This window comes from Neobacillus phoenicis (assembly GCF_047302305.1).
In the GTDB taxonomy this organism is placed as follows: Bacteria; Bacillota; Bacilli; order Bacillales; family Cytobacillaceae; genus Neobacillus.
The window spans coordinates 1,499,103-1,523,327 of the sequence record NZ_CP154847.1 but is presented as its reverse complement, the minus strand read 5'-3'; the positions used below and the strand labels follow the sequence as shown (position 1 = coordinate 1,523,327).

Genomic DNA, 24,225 nt, shown 5'->3' with positions numbered 1-24,225 from the left:
TTAAATCTCCCCCACAAATCTTTTAGGATTAAGAATTCTATTTGGGTCTACCTTCGATTTGATTCCTTCCAATAGGAAGAAATGTGCAGGCCTTTCACCCCAAACATTTACTTCCTGTCGTAAAGTAAACGGTAAATGCTTGACTACTGCGTATCCACCTAATTTTGTTACGGTAGCTCTTATTTGCAGGATAGCTGAAACAACATCGTCTTTTGCACCTTTTAAGTTTACTTGGCATAAACCGTGGCCTAGACCGCCATGTGCATCAACATCTAAATTATGAGTATCACTAAGGAGATGACTTTCTTTTATCACGTTTGTGACGTCCATATTTATAACGCCAATTTTTAAAGAAGCCTGAGTTACACTGCTGCTGTTTGTCGAGGAAGTAGAAGTAATGGTATAAAATTGGTTCCAAAACGATTGTGCTTCTTGCTGTGCAAGAATTTTCAAATCTGTCTCGGCAGGCTGCATGCTTTGAATCAAATTCTCTTGATATCGTACAGATGTTTCAACATCTTCTAGTCCGATAGCTAAAGTAAAACAGCTTTTCCCTGTCAATTTTTCCGAAAGTGCTGGGCTTAACAGTTCAAGAGTTACAGGCTCGATTGTAGAATCGAGGAGCTTTATAGCAAACGCCCGAATCTCTTCCATATTTCCTTGAGGGAAAAATAATAAATGTAAACTTTCATATTTAGGGAGAGGACGAAGCTTTACCGTTACTTCAGATAACACACCTAACGTACCCATTGATCCTATAAACAATTTGTTCATATCATAACCTGCAACGTTTTTTACTACTTTACCACCAGCCCGTAGTACTTTACCGTCTGGGTATACAACTCTTAAACCGATTACAACATCTCTTGAAGAACCATAGCCCAGCCTCTTGGGCCCGCTTTCATTAGATGCAATGATTCCACCAATGGTAGCCGACTCCGGCAGGTAGGGGTCAAGTGAGATTTTTTGTTTGTGCTGAGCCAAGTACTCTTGTAAATCCTTAAAGGTTGTTCCAGCTTTCACTGTTAACGTCATGTCACCCACAACATGTTCCACAATCCCTTTATAATTAGCTAAAGAAAGTACAATATCGGTTGACTCAGTCAAACCGCCAAACCCTCTTTTTGTTCCGCTGCCTTCGATACATACCTTTTTATCAGTTTCATTGGCATATTTAAGTACCGCAGCTATTTCTTCCTCTGTATTTGGAAAAACCTTCACACATCCACTATTCCCCAGCGGATGATTTTCTCCCTCTACGACTTGTTCTTCAGATAGAATGGCCTTTAGCTCTGTTAAAAGTTCTGCCGTAATCAATACCAACACCTCCTGTTTCGTAATAAGCAACAATGTTTCTGTTTTCTTGCAAAAAAATACGTTTTCTTCTATCGACTAGATGATTGTTCAAAAACATGACTTTTTAAAAGCGCTTTTTCAACAAAATTCAAATGCTCCATCATCATCTGTTTCGCTTTCTGAGACATTCCTAACTTAATTGATTGATAGATTCCTGCATGTTGTTTTTCAATCATGTGAGCGATGTCTGGATTTTTCTCGATATAGTTGTGAAAGTCGATCATGGCATTCTTCATTGTTGTCGAGATGAATTGCAAAAGTTGGATGATAATTTCATTTCCCGCAGCCCGAGCAATTGCTGTATGTAAGAGATAATCCGCCTCCCAACCTTTAGTAGCTTGGTTTGTAAGAATCTTTTCCATTAAATTCAAATCCGCCTCAGTACGATTGTTCGCTGCCATCTCAGTAATACCAGGCTCCAAAAGCTTCCTAACTTGAAAAAGTTCACTGATATCTCTAGGGCGTGGTAGCAACAGTTGATTGTTAAATAATCTGGTTGAATCAAATTCAAGTATATAAGTTCCTTCCCCCTGCTTTACATCGACAGCACCTTTACCCTTTAAGGTCGTAATGGCATCGCGTACGGCAGAACGGCCGACACCGAACATCTCACAAAGTTCCCTGACAGAAGGTAGTTTTTCTCCCGCCTGAAACGTGCCAGATTTAATCATCTCCTCCATTTGCTCTACAACCGAATCGGATACCTTCTTTGTCGTGATTTTTTTAACCTGCACACACATCTCCCCCCTTCCTTTCAGATATCACATATCTGATAAGTAAACCTTTACATTTATTAAAACACTCTTAAAGTTAAAATTCAACAAATTTTCAGAATTAAATATTAGTTATGAAAATTAAAATAAAATTATTGTTGGAACATATTGTTCATTAAACTATGAAGTGTTCTATATTATGATAGAGTTGATATTAATATATTGATCAAGTTAATAAGAATCAATCTATCATTTAAGGAGGTCTTATGTTTAAAAAAATATTTTCAACAGTGTTATCAAGTTTCATTTTCCTTTCCGGAATTTTTTCCGTTTTCATAATAGCCCCTGAAGAAACAGAAGCTTCAAAATATAATCAACTAGCGCAACGGCCAATTATGGGCTGGAGCAGCTGGAGCTCTATTCGTAAAAAGCCAACCGAAGAAAAGATCAAATCAGCTGCTGATGTAATGGCAACAAAATTTAAATCCCACGGCTATGAATATGTTAACTTAGACGACTATTACCAACTAAATTGGTCCACTACCGTGGACAAGTATGGCAGATGGGTAGTCGACCCCGAAAAATTTCCTAACGGTATGAAGGCTCTTGGCGAATATATACACAAGAAAGGGCTGAAGTTCGGTTTGTATGTCACTTTGGGTATTCCCAAAGGGGCGATTGATCAAAATACTCCGATTGAAGGTACACCGTACCACGCAAAAGATATTGTTGACCTAAGTATAGGTCAGAAAGTAAGTTTTAATTTCGACAACATGTACGCCATTGATTTTTCAAAGCCTGGTGCGCAAGAGTTCATTGATTCTTGGGCAAGACTGTTTGCTTCCTATGGAGTGGATTATCTAAAAATTGATGGCGTACGCAACCAGGATATTCCAGATATTGAAGCCTGGGCAAAAGCGCTGAAGAAAACTGGAAGACCGATTCACGTCGAGTTATCCAATAACTTGGATATCAAACATGTTTCTACTTGGCAGCATTTATCCAACGGCTGGCGGACAGACCATGATGTTGAAGCCTATGGGAGGGATACGCTGACCAATTGGAAAAAGGTATCAAGAAGATTTGCTGATGCCGCAAAGTGGCAGCCTCATGCAGGGCCAGGCGGTTGGAATGACTTTGACTCACTTAATGTAGCTAACGGAAGTAAAGATGGTTTAACGGACGAGGAAAAACGTTCGTATGTATCTCTATGGGCCATCGCTGCCTCTCATTTTGTTATTGGCAATGACTTGATGAAGTTAGACGATTATGGAATTGGTCTTCTTACCAATGACGAAATTATTGGTGTAAACCAAAGCGGTGTTGCAGGGAAGCGCTTAATCAAAACAGACACTGCTCAAATATTCTACCAAACTCTGCCGGACGGCTCATACAATGTGGGCATCTTTAACACAGGGTCTTCCACAGAGAATATAACAGTCGAGTGGTCCGATTTAGGAATTAAAGGTGCTGCTAACGTTCGTAATCTGTGGAGTCATCAAGATTTAGGAAAAATGAATTCAGGTTATACTGCCAAACTGAGCACGCATGATTCTCGTATTATTCATGTGGTTCCTGATTTATCCCTTAAAGTATCACCAAAGAATGGTGCCCAAGAGGTCAATCCTTCTACTGTTACGTTCAAATGGAGTGCTCAAGCTGGTGCGGGCAGTTACCATCTTCTGGTGGCAAATGATCCTGACTTTAAAAATATTGTTCATGATAAAATCATTTTTTCAACGTCTGTAAAAGTCAAAAGGCTTGAAACCGACACACGCTATTACTGGAAAATTTCAGCAGTAAAAGGAGGCTCCGAAGCTATGAAAGGGATATACTCCTTTCATACTAAACTAACTACTGTTCCAGCCACACCAGATTGGATTATGGCAACTAGGAAAAATAAAAAATCTGTTGCTCTTACTTGGAACCCAACAGATGGTGCAGCTTCCTATACCGTCTATCGGAAAAAAGTCAATAGTTTAGGATTTAGCAGCGGTTACACTAAAGTTGCATCAAATCTAACGGAGCCAAACTTTATGGATCAGACAGCGACACTGCACACGGGCGGCCAGTATGTGTATACGGTTACGGCAGTAAATGCAATTGGTGATAGTGCTCAATCTTCTGAAGCTTTGACTGACGAACCATCAACGGTACAGGTCGCAGCTTCATTATTTGGATTTATAACATTAACATTGTTAGTCATATTTATTACTAGCATTACTGTTAAAAATAGACCTTCTCGAACGGTCTAACCACCACAACACACCCCCTGTTTTTAAGGTAACGGGTTTACTTACAGGGGGCCCGGATGAAAGACAGTTTTCTTGTTTCCAACCGTTTTTTGTCCTTCATACCCCCGATGAAGGACAGTTTTTTAGTTATCCACCCAATTTTTGTCCTTAATAACCCACATGAAGGACAATTTTTTAATTATCCAACCAATTTTTGTCCTTCATAACCCACATGAAGGACAATTTTTTAGTTATCCAACCCATTTTTGTCCTTCATAACCCACATGAAGGACAATTTTTTAATTATCCAACCAATTTTTGTCCTTCATGACGCGGATTTTGTTAATTACGAGAAACCTGTCTTGATAGTTTGATAATTGTTCAAATTTAACTCAGTCACTTCTATACCCCTCAAGGTATAATAAAGAAAACTGTCAAAAGAAAGGGGGTACCCCTTGTTCTTTAAAGGGGTATTAACATGAAGATATTTTTATCATTAGCATCAGTCATTTTACTAATTATCCTGTCAGCTTGTGGTATTAGTAGCGAAGGATATAGGAATGTATCATCGGTGGAAGCAAAGAAATTAATAGACAAAAAAGAAGTAGTAGTCTTAGATGTTCGAACGCCCGAAGAGTATCAAGAAGGTCATATTCCACATGCAAAGCTGGTACCACTACAAGAATTAGAAAATAGTTTGAATGAATTGGAAAAAGAAAAACCATATTTAGTAGTTTGTCGAAGTGGGACTCGGTCGGCCCAAGCCAGTGAAATATTAAAAAGTAATCGATTTTCTAAAATTTACAATATGACTGGCGGAATGAATACCTGGGGATATGATATTGAAATAGAATAAGTAATTTGACAAAAACCTTAATAGATATATGAAAGAGCCTGCCACCCAAATCGATTAAAAAATGCCTTCGAACCTAATAATTATAGGAATCGAAGGCTTTTTTGTTGTTCTCTTAATTTTGAGCCGCCAACCAGAGTTGTTATTAACTTCGTGTTTTCTTAACAACAACCCCACATTGCTCTTCCAGAGGCAGGATCACTGCTGACATGTCTAGATCGTTAAGACCCTTAGTTGCTGCATTGTTAAATGCCTGCTCTGCCATTTGGCCAGTAAATTGTTTAATTCCCGCCTGATGTAAAAGCTGATTTGCCAATCGGACATCTTTATGGACGTATTTCACTGCCCCACCAGGTTTAAATTGGCGGTTAAACACATATTGTTCCATATGCCTCCGCAAAATACGACTGTCCCCATAGCTGACCCTTAAAATATTGTATAGCTGTTCAGAATCAAGGCCAAATGCAGATCCAGTTACCATTACTTCTGAAGCCGCAAGCGAATGTACAGCTACGAGATATTGATTGAGAAGCTTGGCAATGCTCCCAGATCCGGAAGGACCGAGATATTCAATCGTTTCTCCTAAAACGCTCAGTAAAGGTAAAACTGATTCAATGGCCTGTTTCTCGCCACCGACCATTATGGTTAAATTCCCATTTTCTGCTCCTTCAGGCCCTCCGCTTACTGGAGAATCGAGATAATATATTCCCTTTTCACAGGCTTGCCCGGAGATTGCTTTACTTGTATCTGCTCCCACTGATGTTAGATCTATACATATTGTACCGGGACGTGCATGTTCGATGATTCCAGAGTTTCCTAGATAAACTTCCAATACATCCTCAGGCATAGATAAACAGGTAAAAATGATATCACAATTAAGTGAAATCAATGAAATAGATTCTACATACATGGCTCCATGCTCTTCCAGTGCTTTTACTTTCTCCTTGGTCCGGTTATATACATGCACTTGATATCCATGATCAAGCAGCCTTTTTACCATCCTGGAACCCATAACACCTGTTCCAATAAATCCGATTTTCATACTATTTCCCTCCCTTACCTATCCACGATAACCATTCGAAACTTTCTTCGCTTTTTCCATGGGGAGTATATTCTAGTCCGATGAAACCCTCGTATGTATCATTTAAATAGTGTATAACCTGTTGATAATCCATTTCCCCTGTGCCTGGCTGGTGCCGTCCTGGAACATCAGCTATTTGCACATGACCAACAATATCAGCATATTTTTTATAGATTGAGAGCGAGTACCCATTTACTCTTTCAATATGGTAAAAATCAAATTGAAGCTTCACATTAGGTAAAGCCACTTCTTTTAGAATCTGTTCTGCCTCACGAATATCATTCAAAAAATAACCAGGCATATCGTATTGGTTAATCGGTTCTATTAAAATCGTTAGGCCATGCTTTACCATTTCCGTTCCAGCATAATGAAGGTTATCTATATAAGTCTCCCTTGCTAGTTCGGCATTCACTCCGGAGACGATGCCTGCCATACAGTGAATCTTAGAAACGTTCAAAGCTGTCGCATACTTTATTCCTTCGTGTACGGATCTTTTAAATTCGTTTACTCTAGTTGGATCCGCTGCTATCCCCCGATCTCCCATTTCCCAATTACCCGGAGGCAAATTCAATAACACCATTGATAATTGATGCTGTACAAGTTCCTGTCGGATTTCTCCCATTGAATACATATATGGAAATTGGCATTCAACATAAGAAAAGCCAAAATCCCGGGCTTTCTTAAAACGCTCCAAAAAAGGAACCTCAGTAAAAATCGTTGAAAGATTTACAGAAAATTTGTTCATCAATAACCTCCAGCTAATATATTTAAGAAAAGCGGTACTGTAAAAATTCTACAAAAACCTCTTTTTCCCTTTTAGAATAAGCTAGAACCTTTAATATAAAAAGGAGCCGGTCCTAAAATTAGACTAGCTCCTCTTTATGCTATTTGTTATAAATCTTCAATTATAATATAGGTTGCCTTAACCGGGCCGTGAACACCTACGACCAGGTTCAATTCGATATCTGCCGAGTTGCTTGGACCAGTTATGAAATTAACGCACGAAGCAACTTGTTTCCCAGCTAAGTGCATTTCACGCATTTTTCTTGCTGCCTGGGTCATGCGGGGTACAATGCTGCTTTTAGGAATAAGCGCGATATATGTGGCGGGGAGGAAAGAAACAGACCTTCCTTTATCCTTATCGCTAAACAGTACTACGGTGCCTGATTCAGCAAGGGTAATTTCGCTGATTGTGATTCCTACGTTTGCCCTTTCAGCCTGGCGGATATTCTCCTCGCCCCTCGAGTGGTCCCACTCATAAAACTCAATGTTTTGTTCAGGCCATTCCTTTTTCATTAAAGGGTTAAGACCCCAATCAGAAAAACGTTGATCCTTCCAGGCAATCACGGGCCCGCCACCATAGTTGGTAACAGTTTCATTCAGTTTTTCAGAAAGCTCTTTTGTATTTGTAAGGACAAGGCTTGTGTGGATTTTCAGACAGTGGTTTTTTAGTACGTCCACAAGTTCATCAGGTGATGCATCCTTTAGCACCTGCTCCTGAGGCTGAAATTTCCAGTCTGGCCGTTTTACTTCATTTGACCGGGAGCGCCCAAGGCGGTTGGCAATTTTGTCTAAAAACACTTCACGATTTTGAATGCTTCCCTCCATCACGCATTGCCTCCTTTATCCCTGTTTTTAAACCAGTCTCTGAATCTTTCTTTATTTGGAGCCGGGAATTCCCTTATTTCTGTCCAGGCTTTTAATGGCCCCGGCCCTTTTGAAATTTTGTCGCCGACAGTGAATGGGTTCATAGCCGTAGGCGCAATTTTTGATCCAATTTTATACAGGGCAGGTGACGCTGCTCCTAAGCCAAATGCTTTCATCGCAAGTTTTTCAGAAATTGGTGCTTTTCCTTCTCGTTCCACAATAACCTGACGGTGCTTATGGAGCAGTTCATGCAGCGGGATTTTCACGGGACAAACCTCGGTACATGCTCCGCACAATGTTGATGCATACGGAAGCTCTTTGTATTCGTCATAGCCTCCCAAAAGTGGTGAGAGCACCGCCCCAATCGGGCCGGAGTAGATTGACCCATAGGAATGCCCCCCGATATGGCGGTATACTGGGCAAACGTTGATGCAGGCTGCACAGCGGATACACTGGAGAACGGACTGAAATTCGCCTCCAAGAATATTCGATCGCCCATTATCTACAATAACAAGGTGAAATTCCTCTGGGCCGTCTGTATCTAGCTCTTCCCTAGGACCTGTCAACACGGTAATATAGCTTGTTAATTTCTGTCCAACGGCACTTCTTGTAAGCAGGCTGACGAGAACTTCCATTTCCTCGAAGGTCGGAACTAGCCTTTCCATTCCCATTACGGTAATCTGTGTTTTCGGAAGCGCAGTGACTAAGTCGGCATTCCCTTCATTAGTGACAAGGCTAAAGGAACCCGTTTCCGCAACGGCAAAGTTACAGCCAGTGATACCAACATCAGCTGATAAAAACTTTTCCCGTAGTGTCTGACGAGCATGCCAAGCCAATTCCTCTGGCTTAGAAGTTTTATCGTATCCTAGCTTTTCCGTGAAAACATCACGAATTTGTTCTTTGTTTTTATGCAGTGCAGGTACCACAATATGAGATGGAGGCTCATGATCATCTACCTGGAGAATGTATTCGCCAAGGTCTGTTTCAATCACCTCGCAGCCAGTTTGTTCAAGTGCCGCATTGAGTGATATTTCCTCTGTCACCATTGATTTGGACTTTACCACTTTTTTTGCATTCTTTTTGGCAATGACACCTTTGATATAATCGTTGGCTTCTTCAGCTGTTTGGGCAAAAAATACATGACCGCCGCGCTTGGCAACATTCTCGCTCAATTGCTCTAGATAATAATCTAGATTTTCAAGCACATGCTGTCTGATTTCTTCCCCGTGGGACCGCCATTCTTCCCAGTTCCCCATTTCTTCAGTCACATCACGACGGCGGGAACCCATGCGCTCCTGTGCCCCGGCAACAGCACCGCGCATGAAAGAATCATTGATTCCTTTTCCCACGCGTTCTTTAAACTCATCTTTTCCGATTTTCATAGCCATCGAATAATCCCTCCATTCTTATGGAATCTAGAAGCCTTGTTGCAAAGCAATTGTGGATTTTCCACACATATATCGGAATTTACCGGCTGTTCAATACTTCAGCGATATGCAATACCTTGATTGGCTTCCCTTTTCTTTCAATTCGGCCCCCGATATTCATCAAGCAGCCTGCGTCTGCACCAATCAAGTAATCAGCTCCAGTTTCTTCTACATGCAAAACTTTTTCATCGACCATCTGTTCTGAAATTTGGGCCATTTTCACAGAAAAGGTTCCCCCAAATCCGCAGCACTGCTCTTTTCCAGGTAACTCAGTAAACTTGAGGCCTTTTACATTTTCCAAAAGAATCATCGGTGCTTTTCTGACTCCAAGCAGCCTTGTCATGTGACAGGAGGTATGATAAGTCACATTGCCTTCAAACCTGGCACCGACGTCCTCAATTTTTAATACATCTACAATAAATTGTGTAAGCTCATACGTTTTCGCGGCTAGTGCACTTGCCCTTGGCTCCCATACAGGATCCCCTTTAAAAACATGGGGATATTCATGAAACATGAATGCACACGAACCCGAAGGTGATACAATATACTCGGCATGTTCAAAGGTTTCGATCATCCTCTTCATCGCTTCCTTTGATTCTTTAACATAGCCACTGTTATATGCTGGCTGCCCACAGCAGACCTGGGATTCTGGAAAATCAATTTGACATCCGAGCCTTTCCAAAAGCTCAACAGTTGCTTTTCCCACATCACTCTGAAACATGTCTACAAGGCATGTTGCAAAAAGAGTCACTTTCATTCTAATCTCTCCCTGAAACGTTCTATCTTGCCATTTACTGCATTTTCAACTTAACTGGTCATCAGATGACCTGAAATGCGAAGATGCGATTAAAAATTATAATACTATAGATTTATTTATTTTTGGAACGGTTTTCAGAAATTTACAAAAAAAAAAAACTGACCTCCATCATAGACGAAGGTGCAGTCGTTATTCAGATTTTACTTTGGTTTTTGCTAAAAAATTATGGAGGACACTCTCAACATTTTCAATGTGCTCAAGCATCAGTGATCTAGCTAATTCCTTATCCTGCTCCTTTATTGCCTGATATATAGAAGCATGCTCTTCATACAGCCTGTAGGTAGTAGTTTGCTTAGAATAGAGCCATAGTCGGCGGGTTTCTTTCATTGTTTCACCCATTAGACCTGATACGTGATTCATAAGACTGGTCAACAAAGGATTTTGGGATCCCTCCGCGATGGCCAAATGGAAAGCTAAATCCGCTTTTTCTCCGATCTCTTCATTGCCATTGACAAGTTTCATATCTTCAAGAGCAGTCTCCATTGCTTTAAGCTGAGAGTCGGTTCTTTTCTGGGCAGCGGCAAAAACGGTTCCAAGTTCAAGAATTTTACGCACCTCAAGCAGATGGGCAATGTCTTCCTTGTTCATTAGTATGGCTGTTGAAAGTGGAAAAGTTATTTGTTCAGTCTCAAATTCCCTGACATATGTTCCTTCCCCCTGCCTGATTTCGATTAAACCCATTGCTTTTAAGGCTGTCAACGCTTCCCGGACTGCTGAACGGCCAACGTTGAAATTCTCCGCAAGCTGCGTAACAGAATCGAGTTTATCACCTGGCTTCAGCTGTCCAGACCTGATCAATTCATATATTGTTTCGGCGACTTCTTCATATATTTTTTTTGGCTTTATCTTTTTATATTCCAATGTGTTTGCCCCCATGTCTCCGTTTACGTAAATTCCACTCCAATTATACAGCTTTTCGGTAGGACCGTCTTTATTATTCATTCCCCAAAAAATGATTTTATAGGAATTACTATGAAAACCCACTTTAATATTTGGAATTTTCACCAAAGTAAAATAAATATGTTGTCAAGCTAATAAATATCCCCTATACTTTTCTGTAGCAGTTAATCACCTAGTCATCAGATGACCTTATGTTAAAATGTAAGCGATTACTACTATCGGAGGGAGGACCTTTACATAGTATTGTAACACTCAGTTTTATCATTTAAGGGGGTATATTATTTGTTTACTCAAAATTTTACCGCTGTAGGAGATAATCTTGCTCTGTCAGCCATTGTTGCACTAATTCCTATTTTATATTTTTTCTGGGCTTTGGCGATCAAAAGAATGAAGGGGCATCTTGCGGGACTTTCAACACTTGCAGTTGCATTGCTGATTGCTGTTATAGCCTTTAAAATGCCTGCCGGAATGGCTGTAATGTCTACGACACAGGGAGCTGTTTACGGTATCCTGCCAATCGGCTGGATTATCATTTCTTCTGTATTTTTGTACAAATTGACTGTTAAAACGGGACAATTTGATATTATTAGAAACTCTGTACTGTCTATTACTGAAGATCGCCGTTTACAGGCACTTTTGGTAGCGTTCTCTTTTGGTGCGTTTTTGGAAGGTGCGGCCGGCTTTGGAGCCCCTGTTGCGATCTCTGCCGCACTATTAGTTGGGCTCGGCTTTAATCCTTTATATGCTGCAGGCCTATGCCTAATCGCCAACACTGCACCTGTTGCTTTCGGGGCGATCGGTATACCAATTATTGCTGTAGAAGGTCCGACAGGGGTACCTGCAATGGAAATCTCCAAAATGGTCGGCCGTCAGCTTCCGTTCTTGTCTGTATTTATCCCCTTCTATTTAGTTGTCATTATGGCAGGCTTTAAAAGAGCTATGGAAATTATGCCCGCAATACTCGTCTCAGGAATTTCCTTTGCATTGACTCAATATATAACATCCAATTTCATGGGACCTGAACTTCCGGATATTCTTTCCTCCCTTGTATCCTTGTTCGCTTTGGCCATCTTCCTGAAGTTTTGGAAGCCTAAGACCGTTTTCCGTTTTGCTGCCGAGCAGGAACTTGCAGCAACAGCAGCTGCTAAAACCCCGGTTGGAAACATTCAGAAGACGAATACGGGGGGACAAATTTTCAAGGCTTGGTCTCCATTCCTTGTGCTGACTGCCATCATTTCGGTATGGGGAATCCCAACTGTCAAGCTAGCTCTTACTGGGCATTATGAAGGTGCCAATGCAATCCTTAAAATCGTTAACTCTATTGGGCACAACCTGACATTCATGCCTGAAGTACCGCTACTGAATAATAAAGTGCTCAATGCTGCAGGGGATCCGGTCGCTGCTGTTTACAAGCTGGAGATTCTTGGAGCAGCTGGAACCGCTATTTTAATAGCTGCGATCATTTCTAAATTTATTGTTGGAATCTCATGGAAAAACTGGATTCTAACATTCGGTGAAACGCTTAATGAATTAAAGTTTCCCATTCTAACAATTGCTTCTGTTGTCGGTTTTGCCTATATTACAAATGCATCTGGAATGAGCACAACGCTAGGAATGACTCTGGCCAAAACTGGATCGGTATTGTTCCCATTCTTCTCACCATTCCTTGGCTGGCTCGGAGTGTTTATTACCGGATCAGATACATCTGCCAACCTGCTGTTCGGAAATCTACAAAAAATCACAGCCACTTCTATTGGAATGGACCCTGTACTTGCAATTGCTGCGAACTCATCTGGAGGGGTAACCGGCAAAATGATATCCCCGCAGTCCATTGCAGTTGCGTGTGCAGCAGTTGGACTCGCAGGGAAAGAATCCGATTTGTTCCGCTTTACAATCAAGCACAGCTTATTCCTTGTTATATTGGTAGGTATTATCACATTCCTGCAAAATAATGTCCTTTCATGGATGATTCCGTAAAAGAGTTTACTTTGCAACCATAAATATACTAGGCTTCTGTCTTTTCATAGACAGAAGCTGTTAATTTTAGAATCCAAGAACGGGGGAGCAAAATGAAAGCCAATACTGTGAAAGAAACTAACAAACTATTAGAGGAAGTAAAAAACAAGATTATTAGTATCGTAACAGCAGAAAATTTTGACGACACAAAGACAGGAAGGCTTGTCTATTCCTACGATTCTACGCCAAATTTTCAGGCGCTACCCGATGCTGTAGTAAGTCCAAGGAATACAGCAGAGGTATCTGAAGTGGTCAAAATTTGCAATGAATATAAAATCCCTATTGTTCCACGTGGCTCCGGCACAAACCTTTGCGGGGGGACCTGCCCAATAATGGGAGGAATCGTCATGCTTTTTAAACACATGAATAAGATCCTCGAAATAGATGAAGAAAATCTAACAGCCACTGTTCAGCCAGGGGTGATTGCCTATGAAGTAATTAAAGCTGTAGAAGCCAAGGGGCTCTTCTATCCGCCTGATCCAGGTTCAATGAAAATAGCCACGATTGGTGGAACAATCAATGAAAATTCAGGTGGGCTCCGCGGCCTGAAGTACGGAGTGACAAGGGATTATGTCATTGCCCTTGAAATCGTACTGCCAAATGGCGAAATTATCCGTACAGGAGGAAAGCTGGCTAAGGATGTCGCCGGTTACGACTTTACACGTCTGTATGTCGGCTCAGAAGGAACCCTAGGCATTATAACCGAGGCTACGTTAAAGCTTATTCCGATTCCGGAAACGAAAAAAACAATGCTCGCCTTATACCAGGACATGGAGGCTGCTGCAAGAACTGTGTCTAAAATAATTGCCAACAAGATTATTCCTGCGACACTGGAGTTTCTAGACCAGCCGACATTAAAAGTGGTAGAAGATTATGCGCAGGTAGGCCTGCCGACAAATGTAGAAGCAGTCCTTTTGATTGAACAGGATGGCCCACCTGAAGTGGTGGAACGCGACATTGCGAAGATGTCTGAAATCTGTAAGCAGGAGAGCGCAGTGTCTGTCCAAATTGCAAAGACTGAACATGAGGCAGATGCTTTAAGGACCGCTCGCAGGACCGCGCTTTCTGCACTTGCACGTTTGAAGCCGACAACTATACTTGAGGACGCTACCGTGCCAAGGTCTGAAATTGCGAAAATGGTGAAAGCAATTAACCAGATTGCTGTGAAATATAATTTGGATATTTGTACGTTCGGTCATGCAGGGGACGGGAATCTTCACCCCACTTGTCCTACAGATGCACGCAACCATGAAGAAATGGAACGTGTTGAAAAGGCATTTGCGGAGATATTCGAGAAAGCAATTGAACTTGGCGGAACCATAACTGGAGAACACGGCGTAGGTATTATGAAAGCCCCTTACCTTGAATTAAAGCTTGGAAAAGCTGGTATTTCGGCGATGAAGTCTGTAAAAGATGCCTTGGACCCCAATAATATCATGAACCCTGGGAAAGTATTCATGGAAGACAGCAGGAAACGAGTGGTGGTAATGAAATGACAACAGTGAAAGAAAAGGAAATAATTCAGCAGCAATTTAAGGAGCGGATGAACGAAGATGAGCTCCTGAATTGCATGAGATGCGGATTTTGCCTCCCAACTTGCCCAACTTATATTGAATCAGGATATAAAGAATCTCATTCTCCACGAGGCCGTATTGCCTTAATGAAAGCAGTGGTAGATGGCCTTATTGAACCGGATGAAGATTTTGAAAGGTCACTTGACCTCTGCCTCGGCTGCCGTGCATGTGAGCCGGTCTGTCCATCTGGCGTAAATTATGGCCACCTTCTAGAGGATGCGCGGGATATTGTCAACCAGAACAAAAAATTCTCGATGCCAGTAAGAGTGGTAAGGAAAGCAGTGTTCAAGGGCTTGTTTCCGCACCAAAACAGAATGCGGAATCTAACAGGACTTCTTGGTTTTTACCAGCGTTCAGGCCTTCAGACTTTTGTGAGAAATACTGGTATGATGAATCTGCTGCCAGATTCTCTCGCCACAATGGAGAAGGTTTTGCCGAAAGTACCTACAATGAAAGAAATGAAAAACCGTCCCGAACATTTGGAGCCTATAGGCACAAAAACCAACAGAGTTGCCTTTTTTAGCGGCTGCCTGATGGATACAATGTTCCTAGAAACGAATAATGCCACGACGAGGCTCCTTCAGCTAGCCGGCTGTGAAATTGTGATTCCGAAAGACCAGGCCTGTTGCGGCGCTCTTCACGGACACAGCGGTGAAAAGGAAGATGCGAAGGCGCTCGCCAAAAAGAATATTAACGCATTTGAAGACTTAAATGTTGATTACATTATTACAAATGCCGGAGGCTGTGGCGCCTTTCTAATTGATTATGACCATTTGCTGAAGGACGACCCGATATGGAAAGACCGTGCCTCTGCCTTTAAGAGTAAAATTAAGGATATCTCTGAGATTCTGGTTGCTGTTGGTTTCCATGAAAAAGTTGAGCTTGAGCTCCCACATCAGGTAATTACGTACCAGGATTCCTGCCATCTCCGAAATGTCATGAAAACAGCCTCTGCTCCGAGGCTGCTACTGCAGGCAATCAAGGGAACAGAATACAGGGAAATGAATGATGCAGACCGTTGTTGCGGATCTGCTGGAATCTACAATATTATTGAATCGGAAATGTCGATGAAGATGCTTGATTACAAAATGGAGCAGGCAAAATCTTCTCAGGCTACGACCATTGTTACTGCAAATCCTGGCTGCCTGCTGCAGATGAAGCTCGGAATCGAGCGTGAAGGTTTGAGCTTAAAAATGAGGGGCGTCCATATTGTCGATCTGCTTCTTGAAGCTGTAAAAGTATAAGACAAATGAAATTAAAAAAGCAGATGCACTACGCATCTGCTTCCTTTACAAATAAGTTGATTTTATCCAATAAAAACGGGACTGAATGAAAAGCATACAGTGTTTCTGTTATCAATCCGTCTCTAACAAATATCAGGCAGGGTACACTTTCAATCTCTAGGTCCATTGCCAATTCAGGATAAAAATTTAAGTTCATTTTTCCCATATCTATCTCTACTAGTTGCTCTACCACCTGCAGCATTTTTGATGCCAGTTGGCACGTACCGCAGAGAGGTGTGTAAAAATATACGAGTCCAGTTGACTTCCTTTCAAGGAAATCAGTGAAATTATTTTGATTCCATTCGTTCATTACTCATTATCCCATTTCTAAAAACTCAGTATGCACATCGATGTTCGCTCCTAAAAGAACAGTCGCCAAATGCTGTACTGGTGCCGTTGCGACCTCGCGATACATCCGATCGATATATATATGCTCAGCATGTGGAAACTCCCGCTTAAATTGCTTACGAAGCTTTTCACCTGCTTGATCTGCATCAACAAGAATGTAGACATCCTTATCTTCAAGAAACTCAATTAATTCATCGAGCTTCGAAACACTGATGGTTCCATTCGTACAAATGATTTCAACCGGTTCCTTTACTATACTTTTTACCTTATTTTTATCTGACTTTCCTTCGACAATAAGAACTTTGTCAACATACGAATCATTCATATCCATCACCTGTAATAGAAGTTGTTTATGTTAACATATTCTAAAATTTTGATTACGTGTGTCTTCTTCTTAGTATGTTAACTATATCATTATTGTCATCTTAAAAATAGGTATCTGCTCATACTCACGACGGCTACAACGTTGGAGTTAACACCATCCACCTTCATCACAATCGGTATATTTCGCATCAGGTTGATCGGTAACCGTCACATGCTGGTATATCTTTTGTTGGTCGGCCTCAAAGTGATGCTCTAGCTCATACTGCATATTCTCTGGAAGTTTAATTTTTCCAATCGAGGATGATTCTAAGAATAGCTCAATCTCACCGTTTTTAATTTTTCCTACTACACGATCGGTAACATCTACCTTTTGTTGTTTCAATGACATATGTCCACCCTCTTTTAATATGTTTACGTTTAGTTTCCCCACTTTAGTAGAAGAAATCGTGGAAATTATTATTAAAAGAGGTAACCCTAGATTTTTAACAGAAAAAGCACCCTAAAAGGTGCTTTTCTAATGATGATTAGTCTTCTTTAACCATTTCTTCGTACTGTTCAGCAGTCATTAGCTTTTCTACTTCGCTGCTATCAGAAAGTTCGATGACAATCATCCATGCTTTTTCATATGGAGATTCATTTACAAATTCAGGGCTGTCATTTAAGTCTTCGTTTACTTCTACCACTTTTCCGCTAACAGGTGCATATAGCTCAGAAACTGTTTTAACAGATTCAACGCTTCCGAATGGCTCGTCTGCTGATACTTCTGTACCAACTTCAGGTAGTTCAACGAATACGATATCTCCTAATTCATGCTGTGCAAAGTCAGTGATACCAACGCGCACCTTTTCCCCTTCAACTTTTACCCATTCGTGTTCTTCTGAATAACGTAACTCTTTTGGTGTACTCATTCGCTTAAATCCCTCCATTGTTTTTTTCTAAAAAATTTATCATCGAATAAAATCGATTACCATGAGTCAGGAAAGGAAGAGTAGGCTTATTGCCACATTTTTTCATACTCTTCTTCTTTAAAGCCTACGGTGACTCGTTCGCCATCCGTTAAAATCGGCCGCTTGATTAACATCCCATCGGAGGCAAGTAAGTCTAGCAGCTCTTCATCCGTTGCTGACTTCATTTTATCCTTTATACCTAATTCACGATATTTCATACCGCTAGTATTAAAGAATTTTTTTAGTTCTAGTCCGCTTTTTTGATAAAGATCCTGCAATTGCTCACGACTTGGGGGATGTTCCACAATATGTACTTCTTCATAGGAAAGATGATGGGCATCCAGCCATTTCTTTGCGTTTCGACATGTGCCGCATTTTGGATACCAGTAAAAAGTAAGAGACAAAAGTTTCACCGCCCTTTCCCACTAATTCAGATGACGCACTAACGTCATTTGAATATTATCATAACGTTTTACAAAATCCTAATGCAAAAAATATGTTCCACATAAAAAAATTCGACTAATTTCGTAAATACTCCTTCTTTTATTTAAAAAAATAAAAAGCCCCCTTGATAAAAAGGGAGCCCGTATTTCATTTTAAACGATATAGCGTTCTGCTTCAATAAGGGCATCTGCTGCTTCGCGCTTTTTCGCAATTACGTTGATTGGCGTGTGGCGAGTAAACTTGCGAAGCGAAGATAACATCATGCGAAGAGTATCACCGTGTTCAACAGCAACCAATGTTTCTTTTGCATCTGCTTCAATTTTATTAAATGCTTCTTGGCAGAAGATTTGAGTGTAAAGAAGCTTTTGTTTGCTCTTCTCTACACCATCTTTAGCGATTGCCTTTTCTGTACGTAATACGACAGATTCCATAGCATACGCATTGGATACAATATCAGCAATGTTCACGAAAATTTCTTGCTCTTTTTCAATTGCCTTGCCGTATTTTTGTGCGGCTAAACCAGCTGCTAGTAAGCCGATCTTCTTCGCGTTTTTCACTAAATATTTTTCTTGTGCTAACGGCTCATCACCTGGCTCCTCAGGCATAAGCATCATTAGTTCTTCTTGTAGAGCCATTGCTTTTTGGAATAATGGAAGCTCACCCTTCATCGCTTTACGCAGATATGTGCCTAATACTAACAAACGATTGATTTCGTTTGTACCTTCGAAAATACGGTTAATACGAGAATCACGGTATGCTCTCTCAATTGGATACTCCTGCATGAAACCATATCCACCATGAATTTGAACGCCTTCGTCTACCACATAATCTAACACTTCACTGTTAAAGAATTTGTTTAATGAACACTCAATCGCATACTCTGCAATTGAATTGGCTACCTTTTTAATGTCTTTCGCTTCCTCATCAGTCAGCTTACCTTGGTTATCCTCATACAAGCCGATTGTACGGTAAACAGCACTTTCTGCTGCATAAATTTTGGATGCCATTGTACCAAATTTCTCTTTAGTTAAGTTAAACTGAGCGATTGGCGTTTTAAACTGCTTGCGGCCATTTGCATATTTCACAGTCATTTCGAAGGCACTCTTAGATCCGCCTACACCGCCAACAGCTAATTTATAGCGTCCGATATTTAAGATATTAAAGGCAATCACGTGGCCCTTACCAAATTCACCTAATAGGTTTTCAACTGGTACAGGGACGTCTTCTAAAATGAGTGTACGAGTGGAAGAACTCTTTATCCCCATTTTCTTCTCTTCAGCGCCGGTTGAAACGCCTTGGAAGCCTCTTTCAACGATGAATGCGGTGAAGTGTTCTCCATCCACCTTTGCATACACAACGAATACATCCGCAAAGCCTGCGTTTGTAATCCATTGCTTTTCCCCGTTTAGAATATAGTGTGTGCCTTCAGCATTAAGCTTCGCAGTTGTTTTAGCACCAAGGGCATCAGAACCTGAGCCTGGTTCAGTTAATGCGTAAGCAGCAAGCGTTTCACCTGAAGCAAGGCCAGGTAAATATCTGCTCTTTTGCTCATCGTTCCCAAATAATACGATTGGCAATGAACCGATACCCACATGGGCACCATATGAAAGGGAGAAGCCGCCAGCCCTTGACATTTTTTCAGTAATTAATGAAGAAGTAATTTTATCAAGACCTAGACCATCAAATTCTTCTGGTACATCAGCTGCTAAAAGACCAAGCTCCCCCATTTCCTTTAGAAGCTTTACCGTACGATCAAACTCATGGTTTTCTAAGTGTTCAATTTGTGGTAGCACTTTGTTTTCCACAAAGTCTTCTGCTGTTTTAGCAATCATTTTGTGCTCATCTGAAAAATCTTCCGGTGTAAATACTTGATTATAAGAAACATCCTCAATTAAAAAGCTACCGCCTTTAATAATCTTTTCTGTTTGGTTTGCCATCTCTATTCCTCCTAATCTTTGATTAGCCAGGGGCTAAGTTTCTCTTGCCCCTGGCCCTTTTTACAAGAGTTCAAATACTCCAGCAGCGCCCATACCGCCGCCGATACACATTGTCACTACACCGAATTGCTCGTTTCTGCGTTTCAATTCGTGGATCAGTGAAAGGGTTAGTTTCGCACCAGTACATCCAAGCGGATGTCCAAGGGCAATCGCACCACCATTTACATTCACAATCTCTTCATTTAGGCCTAGCTCACGAATGACTTGCAACGATTGGGAAGCAAACGCTTCGTTCAATTCGAACAAGTTAATATCGGATAATTCTAATCCAGCTAGCTTCACTGCTTTTGGAATAGCGACCACTGGGCCGACACCCATAATTTCAGGTGGCACGCCTCCAACTGCAAACGATATGAATTTAGCTAATGGCTTCAAACCAAGTGATTCCGCTTTTTCACGGTCCATGACCATCAATGCAGCAGCTCCGTCACTTGTTTGTGAAGCATTACCTGCTGTTACGCTTCCTGTTACAGAAAACGCCGGACGTAGTTTACCTAAGGTTTCTAGGTTTGTTTCTGGACGAACGCCCTCATCTTGTGAAAATTGGATTGTTTTTTCAATTAGTTTATTGTCATGTCCAACTGTACGAATGGTCACATCCACTGGTACGATTTCATCGACGAATTTTCCTTCTGCAATCGCTTTAGCTGCCCGCTGATGACTTCTTACCGCAAAAGCATCTTGGTCTTCACGGCTAATGCCATATTTTTTAGCTACTTCTTCTGCTGTATGGCCCATTCCCATGTAATATTGCGGTGCCGTTTCTGCGAGCTTAATGTTTGGTCGAACCACATGCCCCATCATAGGTATCATACTCATGGACTCAGCTCCGCCAGCAATGGCTGTGTCAATTTGGCCCGTCATAATGCCCTGCGCTGCATAGGCAACCGCTTGTAGTCCGGAAGAACAGAAGCGATTGATTGTGATGGCAGGGACCGTATGTGGAAGACCTGCAAGTGCCCCGATATTACGAGCCATGTTATTGCCTTGTTCTGCTTCAGGCATAGCACAGCCAATGATTAAATCATCAATATTTCCTTCATAATTTCCTGCACGTCTTAATGTTTCTTTTACCACCAATGCTCCCAAATCGTCAGGACGAACATGGGCAAGCGTTCCTTTCTTTGCCTTACCTACCGGGGTTCTGGCTCCTGCCACGATTACCGCTTCTCTCATGCAAGTTCCCTCGCTTTCTATAAATTAGAAAAATATTATTAGTTACGTAAAGGTTTACCCTTAACGAGCATGTGCTGCATACGTTGCTGTGATTTTGGCTCGGCAATTAGACTTAAAAATGCTTCTCTTTCTAAATCTAATAAATATTGCTCATCAACTTCCGTTCCAAATGGTACTCTTCCACCAGCAATGACATAGGCAATCTTCTTAGCAATTTTCAAATCATGTTCGGAAATATAGCCAGATAAGCGCATCGCTTCTGCACCCAGTAAAAGAGTTGCATAACCGGTTTCACCGACTACCGGAACCTTTCTACGTACTCTTGGCTTATAGCCCTGTTCATGTAAAGCTAGAACGGCTTGCTTCGCATCATACAATAGGTGATCTCCATTAAAGCTTATGCCATCAGATCCGTCTAAGAAATTTGTTTCACGTGCTTCTTCAGCAGATGTTGAAACCTTAGCCATTGCAATGGTTTCAAACACTTTATTTGCCACGTTTTGCAAATCAAACGGAACACCGCTTGGGAGATTTTCTAAGTGCTTGATATAAAGCTCTTTGTTACCTCCGCCACCTGGAAGCAGGCCGACACCGACTTCAACAAGTCCCATATAGGTTTCTGATGACGCTTGAATATGCGTAGTTGGCAGACAAACCTCTGCACCGCCGCCAAGTGTCATACCAAATGGTGCCGCCACTACCGGCTTCGAGCTGTATTTCACTTTTAATAATGCGCTATGGAGATGACGAACCACTAAATCAAGCTCATAAATATTGTCATCCTGTGCTTCCATCAGCATCATGGCGAGGTTGGCACCCACACAGAAGTTCTTACCTTGGTTGCCGATGACAAGGCCCTTATAATTCTTCTCCACCTCATCCACAGCAAAGTTGATCATTTGCACGATATCAAGACCAATGGCATTATTCGGTGAATGGAACTCTAGGAGTGCCACACCGTCGCCAATGTCAATTAGGCTCGCCCCACTGTTCTTCTTAATGACACCTTTTTGGTTTTTAATCTTTTTAAGATCAATTACCTTCGGATTAAATTCTACTAAACGATATTGACCGTTATGATAGAAGAAGGACTCACCATTTTCCTCGATATAGAAAGAGGTAAAGCCTTTTTCAAGCATTTCAGTCACCCATACAGGTACTTCGATTCCTTCTTCCTGCATCTTTTTAACAGATTTTTCAACACCAATTGCATCCCATGTCTCAAACGGTCCTTTATCCCAGCCAAAGCCCCATTTCATGGCACGGTCAATGGCTACGATATCATCGGCAATTTCACCTAATAGCTTTGCTGAGTAAACAAGCGATTGCTTGGTTGTATTCCATAAAAATTGCCCCGCCTTATCATTGGCGTAAACAAGCGCTTTCAATTTATTTCCTGAGCCTTTTTCCTGTTTGGCCAGTTCCACAGATGGTGTAGACAGCTTTTTACGTGGACCATACTCCAATGTATCAGGATCTAACTCAAGAATTTCTTTTCCTTTTTTCAAGAAAAAACCTTGTCCGGACTTGCTGCCAAGCCAGCCTTTTTCAACCATCGCTTTAAGGAAAGCAGGAATTTCAAACACTTCTTTCTCATGACCTTCTACTTTTTCGTAGACGTTGTTGGCAACATGATAGAAGGTATCTAATCCGACGACATCCAATGTACGGAATGTTGCACTTTTCGCACGGCCAATCAGTGGACCTGTAATGGAATCAACTTCTCCAACACTTAAGCCGCCTTTTAACATTTCTTGAACCGTTACAAGTAGACCATACGTACCGATGCGGTTTGCAATAAAGTTAGGCGTATCCTTTGCTACTACCACGCCTTTTCCAAGCACATCTTCACCGAAAGTTTTCATGAAAGAAAGAATTTCTGGATCCGTGTACTGAGTTGGAATGACTTCGAGTAACTTTAAATAACGAGGTGGATTAAAGAAATGTGTTCCTAAGAAATGCTTTTGGAAATCTTCTGAGCGGCCTTCAACCATCGCCTCGACAGAAATACCAGATGTATTGGAACTAATAATACTTCCAGGTTTACGGAACTGATCCACTTTTTCAAAAACCTGCTGTTTAACCTTTAAGTTTTCAACAACTACCTCGATAACCCAGTCGACATCTTTCAGTTTCACTAAATCGTCTTCAAGGTTTCCTGCTTCAATGAGAGCAAGATTTTTCTTGGAGGTCAGTGGCGCTGGCTTTTGCTTTAATAGCTTTTGAATAGCGGTCGCGCTGATTCGATTGCGAACTTGTTTATTTTGTAATGTAAGTCCTTTAGCTTCTTCCTCTTTCGTTAATTCACGTGGCACGATATCCAATAATAGTGTAGGAATTCCGATATTCGCTAGATGTGCTGCAATCCCCGAGCCCATTACTCCTGATCCTAGGACAGCTGCTTTCTTAATCAATTGGTTCAACACTGTCTCCCCCTTCAAACTTTGAATGAATACTCATTCATTTTTTAGTCAAAAAAAATATTTCTGAATGAGTTTTGTTATTATTTATAATAAAATATTTAGAAAATTTGTGCAATCATTAATAGCGGAAATTTGAAATTTTTTTGAACATTTGTATCCCCTTACATAAATTCTAAGCACTGGGCATCCTATTCTTGAGGTGATAAAGATGGCGAAAATGAAAAAGAACCCTTCCAAAGCTGGAGTTAGTGCGGCAAGTGTCAAGGGAAATGGCGGGCCAGGAAATGAAGAAGCCCACTTAGACAAAAAAAACAGCCAGAACAATCAGTTCAAAAGGTAATTAAAATCCAAGGATTAGGAGGATTCTCTATGCAGCAACAAAATATGAACATGCCAAATATGAACATGCAAAACCAACAAGCGACTATGCAACAGCCTCCGGGTGTAGTATCTACGAAGGATGCACTTTATTTAACAGATATGATGTCATGGAATTTACTCTCTGCGAAGAAAGCGCACTTTTTTGCCAGTCAGTGCCAAGATCCTGAAATAAAATCCGAGGCAGAAAAGGTTTGTCAAATGCATGCGCGTCACTATCAACAGCTTTTAGGCCATCTAGGCATGCATTCAGGACAGCAACAGCCATTAAATAATATGCAATAAGA

Annotated in this window: 23 protein-coding genes; 7 read left to right on the top strand and 16 right to left on the bottom strand. The window is 41.2% G+C overall.

The window, feature by feature from the left end; all coding sequences use genetic code 11:
• Window positions 1-1,317: an FAD-binding oxidoreductase gene (locus tag AA0X95_RS07795; protein ID WP_413307478.1), complete on the bottom strand. Its 1,317-nt coding sequence runs from the start codon at window positions 1,315-1,317 to the stop codon at window positions 1-3.
• A 68-nt stretch (window positions 1,318-1,385) separates the two neighbouring features.
• Entirely contained in the window at window positions 1,386-2,096 is a 711-nt protein-coding gene (locus AA0X95_RS07790; protein WP_413307475.1) for a FadR/GntR family transcriptional regulator, read from the bottom strand.
• Window positions 2,097-2,335: 239 nt separating this feature from the next.
• Here AA0X95_RS07790 and AA0X95_RS07785 point away from each other — a divergent pair, with 239 nt between their 5' ends.
• Both AA0X95_RS07785 and AA0X95_RS07780 read left to right on the top strand, forming a co-directional pair.
• The gene (locus AA0X95_RS07785; protein WP_413307472.1) at window positions 2,336-4,324 is read left to right on the top strand and encodes an alpha-galactosidase; all 1,989 of its coding nucleotides are present in this window, start codon (window positions 2,336-2,338) and stop codon (window positions 4,322-4,324) included.
• Window positions 4,325-4,781: 457 nt separating this feature from the next.
• A complete protein-coding gene (locus tag AA0X95_RS07780) occupies window positions 4,782-5,159 on the top strand; it encodes a rhodanese-like domain-containing protein (RefSeq protein WP_413307469.1) in 378 nt (125 codons plus the stop codon).
• Window positions 5,160-5,301: 142 nt separating this feature from the next.
• Here the strand turns inward: AA0X95_RS07780 and AA0X95_RS07775 are convergent, their stop codons facing one another.
• From AA0X95_RS07775 to AA0X95_RS07750, 6 genes are all read right to left on the bottom strand, one after another.
• A complete protein-coding gene (locus AA0X95_RS07775; RefSeq protein WP_413307467.1) occupies window positions 5,302-6,198 on the bottom strand; it encodes an NAD(P)-dependent oxidoreductase in 897 nt (298 codons plus the stop codon).
• Between the two features lies 1 nt (window position 6,199).
• Window positions 6,200-6,982, bottom strand: a complete 783-nt coding sequence (locus AA0X95_RS07770) for a hydroxypyruvate isomerase family protein (protein WP_413307464.1) — start codon at window positions 6,980-6,982, stop codon at window positions 6,200-6,202.
• Between the two features lie 146 nt (window positions 6,983-7,128).
• Window positions 7,129-7,845 (bottom strand): LutC/YkgG family protein, encoded by a 717-nt coding sequence (locus AA0X95_RS07765; RefSeq protein ID WP_413307461.1) that lies wholly within the window; start codon window positions 7,843-7,845, stop codon window positions 7,129-7,131.
• Window positions 7,845-9,272, bottom strand: a complete 1,428-nt coding sequence (locus AA0X95_RS07760) for a LutB/LldF family L-lactate oxidation iron-sulfur protein (RefSeq protein ID WP_413307458.1) — start codon at window positions 9,270-9,272, stop codon at window positions 7,845-7,847. The genes AA0X95_RS07765 and AA0X95_RS07760 overlap by 1 nt, the downstream gene beginning before the upstream one ends.
• 79 nt (window positions 9,273-9,351) lie before the next feature.
• Window positions 9,352-10,068 carry a (Fe-S)-binding protein gene (locus AA0X95_RS07755; protein WP_413307456.1) on the bottom strand — a complete coding sequence of 239 codons (717 nt, stop codon included), beginning with the start codon at window positions 10,066-10,068 and terminating at the stop codon, window positions 9,352-9,354.
• Between the two features lie 189 nt (window positions 10,069-10,257).
• The gene (locus tag AA0X95_RS07750) at window positions 10,258-10,989 is read right to left on the bottom strand and encodes a FadR/GntR family transcriptional regulator (protein ID WP_413307453.1); all 732 of its coding nucleotides are present in this window, start codon (window positions 10,987-10,989) and stop codon (window positions 10,258-10,260) included.
• 321 nt (window positions 10,990-11,310) lie between these two features.
• Between AA0X95_RS07750 and AA0X95_RS07745 the strand changes: the two genes are divergently transcribed.
• The 3 genes from AA0X95_RS07745 (at window position 11,311) to AA0X95_RS07735 (ending at window position 15,862) form a co-directional block, all read left to right on the top strand.
• Window positions 11,311-13,005 carry an L-lactate permease gene (locus AA0X95_RS07745; RefSeq protein ID WP_413307451.1) on the top strand — a complete coding sequence of 565 codons (1,695 nt, stop codon included), beginning with the start codon at window positions 11,311-11,313 and terminating at the stop codon, window positions 13,003-13,005.
• A 92-nt stretch (window positions 13,006-13,097) separates the two neighbouring features.
• Window positions 13,098-14,540, top strand: a complete 1,443-nt coding sequence (gene glcD, locus AA0X95_RS07740) for a glycolate oxidase subunit GlcD (protein ID WP_413307448.1) — start codon at window positions 13,098-13,100, stop codon at window positions 14,538-14,540.
• A complete protein-coding gene (locus tag AA0X95_RS07735) occupies window positions 14,537-15,862 on the top strand; it encodes a (Fe-S)-binding protein (RefSeq protein ID WP_413307445.1) in 1,326 nt (441 codons plus the stop codon). The genes glcD and AA0X95_RS07735 overlap by 4 nt, the downstream gene beginning before the upstream one ends.
• A 28-nt stretch (window positions 15,863-15,890) precedes the next feature.
• Here AA0X95_RS07735 and AA0X95_RS07730 read toward each other — a convergent pair whose 3' ends face one another.
• The 8 genes from AA0X95_RS07730 to AA0X95_RS07695 all read right to left on the bottom strand — a co-directional run bounded on the left by AA0X95_RS07730 (window position 15,891) and on the right by AA0X95_RS07695 (window position 23,560).
• Window positions 15,891-16,211: a thioredoxin family protein gene (locus AA0X95_RS07730; RefSeq protein WP_413307442.1), complete on the bottom strand. Its 321-nt coding sequence runs from the start codon at window positions 16,209-16,211 to the stop codon at window positions 15,891-15,893.
• Between the two features lie 6 nt (window positions 16,212-16,217).
• Window positions 16,218-16,574, bottom strand: a complete 357-nt coding sequence (locus AA0X95_RS07725) for a toprim domain-containing protein (RefSeq protein ID WP_307285499.1) — start codon at window positions 16,572-16,574, stop codon at window positions 16,218-16,220.
• Window positions 16,575-16,721: 147 nt separating this feature from the next.
• The gene (locus tag AA0X95_RS07720; protein ID WP_413307439.1) at window positions 16,722-16,961 is read right to left on the bottom strand and encodes a YusG family protein; all 240 of its coding nucleotides are present in this window, start codon (window positions 16,959-16,961) and stop codon (window positions 16,722-16,724) included.
• 136 nt (window positions 16,962-17,097) lie between these two features.
• Entirely contained in the window at window positions 17,098-17,481 is a 384-nt protein-coding gene (gcvH, locus tag AA0X95_RS07715) for a glycine cleavage system protein GcvH (protein WP_413307436.1), read from the bottom strand.
• Between the two features lie 86 nt (window positions 17,482-17,567).
• Complete coding sequence (locus AA0X95_RS07710) at window positions 17,568-17,924, bottom strand: arsenate reductase family protein (RefSeq protein WP_413309891.1); 357 nt, start codon at window positions 17,922-17,924, stop codon at window positions 17,568-17,570.
• A gap of 192 nt (window positions 17,925-18,116) precedes the next feature.
• On the bottom strand, window positions 18,117-19,901 hold the full coding sequence (locus tag AA0X95_RS07705) for an acyl-CoA dehydrogenase family protein (RefSeq protein WP_413307434.1): 1,785 nt from the start codon (window positions 19,899-19,901) through the stop codon (window positions 18,117-18,119).
• Between the two features lie 60 nt (window positions 19,902-19,961).
• Window positions 19,962-21,137, bottom strand: coding sequence for an acetyl-CoA C-acetyltransferase (locus AA0X95_RS07700; protein WP_413307431.1), 1,176 nt, complete (start codon window positions 21,135-21,137; stop codon window positions 19,962-19,964).
• Window positions 21,138-21,175: 38 nt separating this feature from the next.
• A complete protein-coding gene (locus tag AA0X95_RS07695; RefSeq protein ID WP_413307429.1) occupies window positions 21,176-23,560 on the bottom strand; it encodes a 3-hydroxyacyl-CoA dehydrogenase/enoyl-CoA hydratase family protein in 2,385 nt (794 codons plus the stop codon).
• Window positions 23,561-23,768: 208 nt separating this feature from the next.
• On the opposite strand from AA0X95_RS07695, the gene AA0X95_RS07690 reads away from it, so the two are divergent.
• Both AA0X95_RS07690 and AA0X95_RS07685 read left to right on the top strand, forming a co-directional pair.
• Window positions 23,769-23,900 carry a YuzL family protein gene (locus AA0X95_RS07690; protein WP_307285483.1) on the top strand — a complete coding sequence of 44 codons (132 nt, stop codon included), beginning with the start codon at window positions 23,769-23,771 and terminating at the stop codon, window positions 23,898-23,900.
• 29 nt (window positions 23,901-23,929) lie between these two features.
• Window positions 23,930-24,223: a hypothetical protein gene (locus AA0X95_RS07685; RefSeq protein ID WP_413307427.1), complete on the top strand. Its 294-nt coding sequence runs from the start codon at window positions 23,930-23,932 to the stop codon at window positions 24,221-24,223.
• Window positions 24,224-24,225 lie beyond the last annotated feature (2 nt).

Coding starts and splice junctions, on each gene's coding strand:
- AA0X95_RS07775 (WP_413307467.1), bottom strand. CDS start 6,198: ATGAAAATCGGATTTATTGGAACAGGTGTTATGGGTTCCAGGATGGTA.
- AA0X95_RS07730 (WP_413307442.1), bottom strand. CDS start 16,211: ATGAACGAATGGAATCAAAATAATTTCACTGATTTCCTTGAAAGGAAG.
- AA0X95_RS07755 (WP_413307456.1), bottom strand. CDS start 10,068: ATGAAAGTGACTCTTTTTGCAACATGCCTTGTAGACATGTTTCAGAGT.
- AA0X95_RS07690 (WP_307285483.1), top strand. CDS start 23,769: ATGGCGAAAATGAAAAAGAACCCTTCCAAAGCTGGAGTTAGTGCGGCA.
- AA0X95_RS07790 (WP_413307475.1), bottom strand. CDS start 2,096: ATGTGTGTGCAGGTTAAAAAAATCACGACAAAGAAGGTATCCGATTCG.
- AA0X95_RS07770 (WP_413307464.1), bottom strand. CDS start 6,982: ATGAACAAATTTTCTGTAAATCTTTCAACGATTTTTACTGAGGTTCCT.
- AA0X95_RS07780 (WP_413307469.1), top strand. CDS start 4,782: ATGAAGATATTTTTATCATTAGCATCAGTCATTTTACTAATTATCCTG.
- glcD (WP_413307448.1), top strand. CDS start 13,098: ATGAAAGCCAATACTGTGAAAGAAACTAACAAACTATTAGAGGAAGTA.
- AA0X95_RS07760 (WP_413307458.1), bottom strand. CDS start 9,272: ATGGCTATGAAAATCGGAAAAGATGAGTTTAAAGAACGCGTGGGAAAA.
- AA0X95_RS07720 (WP_413307439.1), bottom strand. CDS start 16,961: ATGTCATTGAAACAACAAAAGGTAGATGTTACCGATCGTGTAGTAGGA.
- AA0X95_RS07735 (WP_413307445.1), top strand. CDS start 14,537: ATGACAACAGTGAAAGAAAAGGAAATAATTCAGCAGCAATTTAAGGAG.
- AA0X95_RS07705 (WP_413307434.1), bottom strand. CDS start 19,901: ATGGCAAACCAAACAGAAAAGATTATTAAAGGCGGTAGCTTTTTAATT.
- AA0X95_RS07700 (WP_413307431.1), bottom strand. CDS start 21,137: ATGAGAGAAGCGGTAATCGTGGCAGGAGCCAGAACCCCGGTAGGTAAG.
- gcvH (WP_413307436.1), bottom strand. CDS start 17,481: ATGAGTACACCAAAAGAGTTACGTTATTCAGAAGAACACGAATGGGTA.
- AA0X95_RS07725 (WP_307285499.1), bottom strand. CDS start 16,574: ATGAATGATTCGTATGTTGACAAAGTTCTTATTGTCGAAGGAAAGTCA.
- AA0X95_RS07785 (WP_413307472.1), top strand. CDS start 2,336: ATGTTTAAAAAAATATTTTCAACAGTGTTATCAAGTTTCATTTTCCTT.
- AA0X95_RS07765 (WP_413307461.1), bottom strand. CDS start 7,845: ATGGAGGGAAGCATTCAAAATCGTGAAGTGTTTTTAGACAAAATTGCC.
- AA0X95_RS07685 (WP_413307427.1), top strand. CDS start 23,930: ATGCAGCAACAAAATATGAACATGCCAAATATGAACATGCAAAACCAA.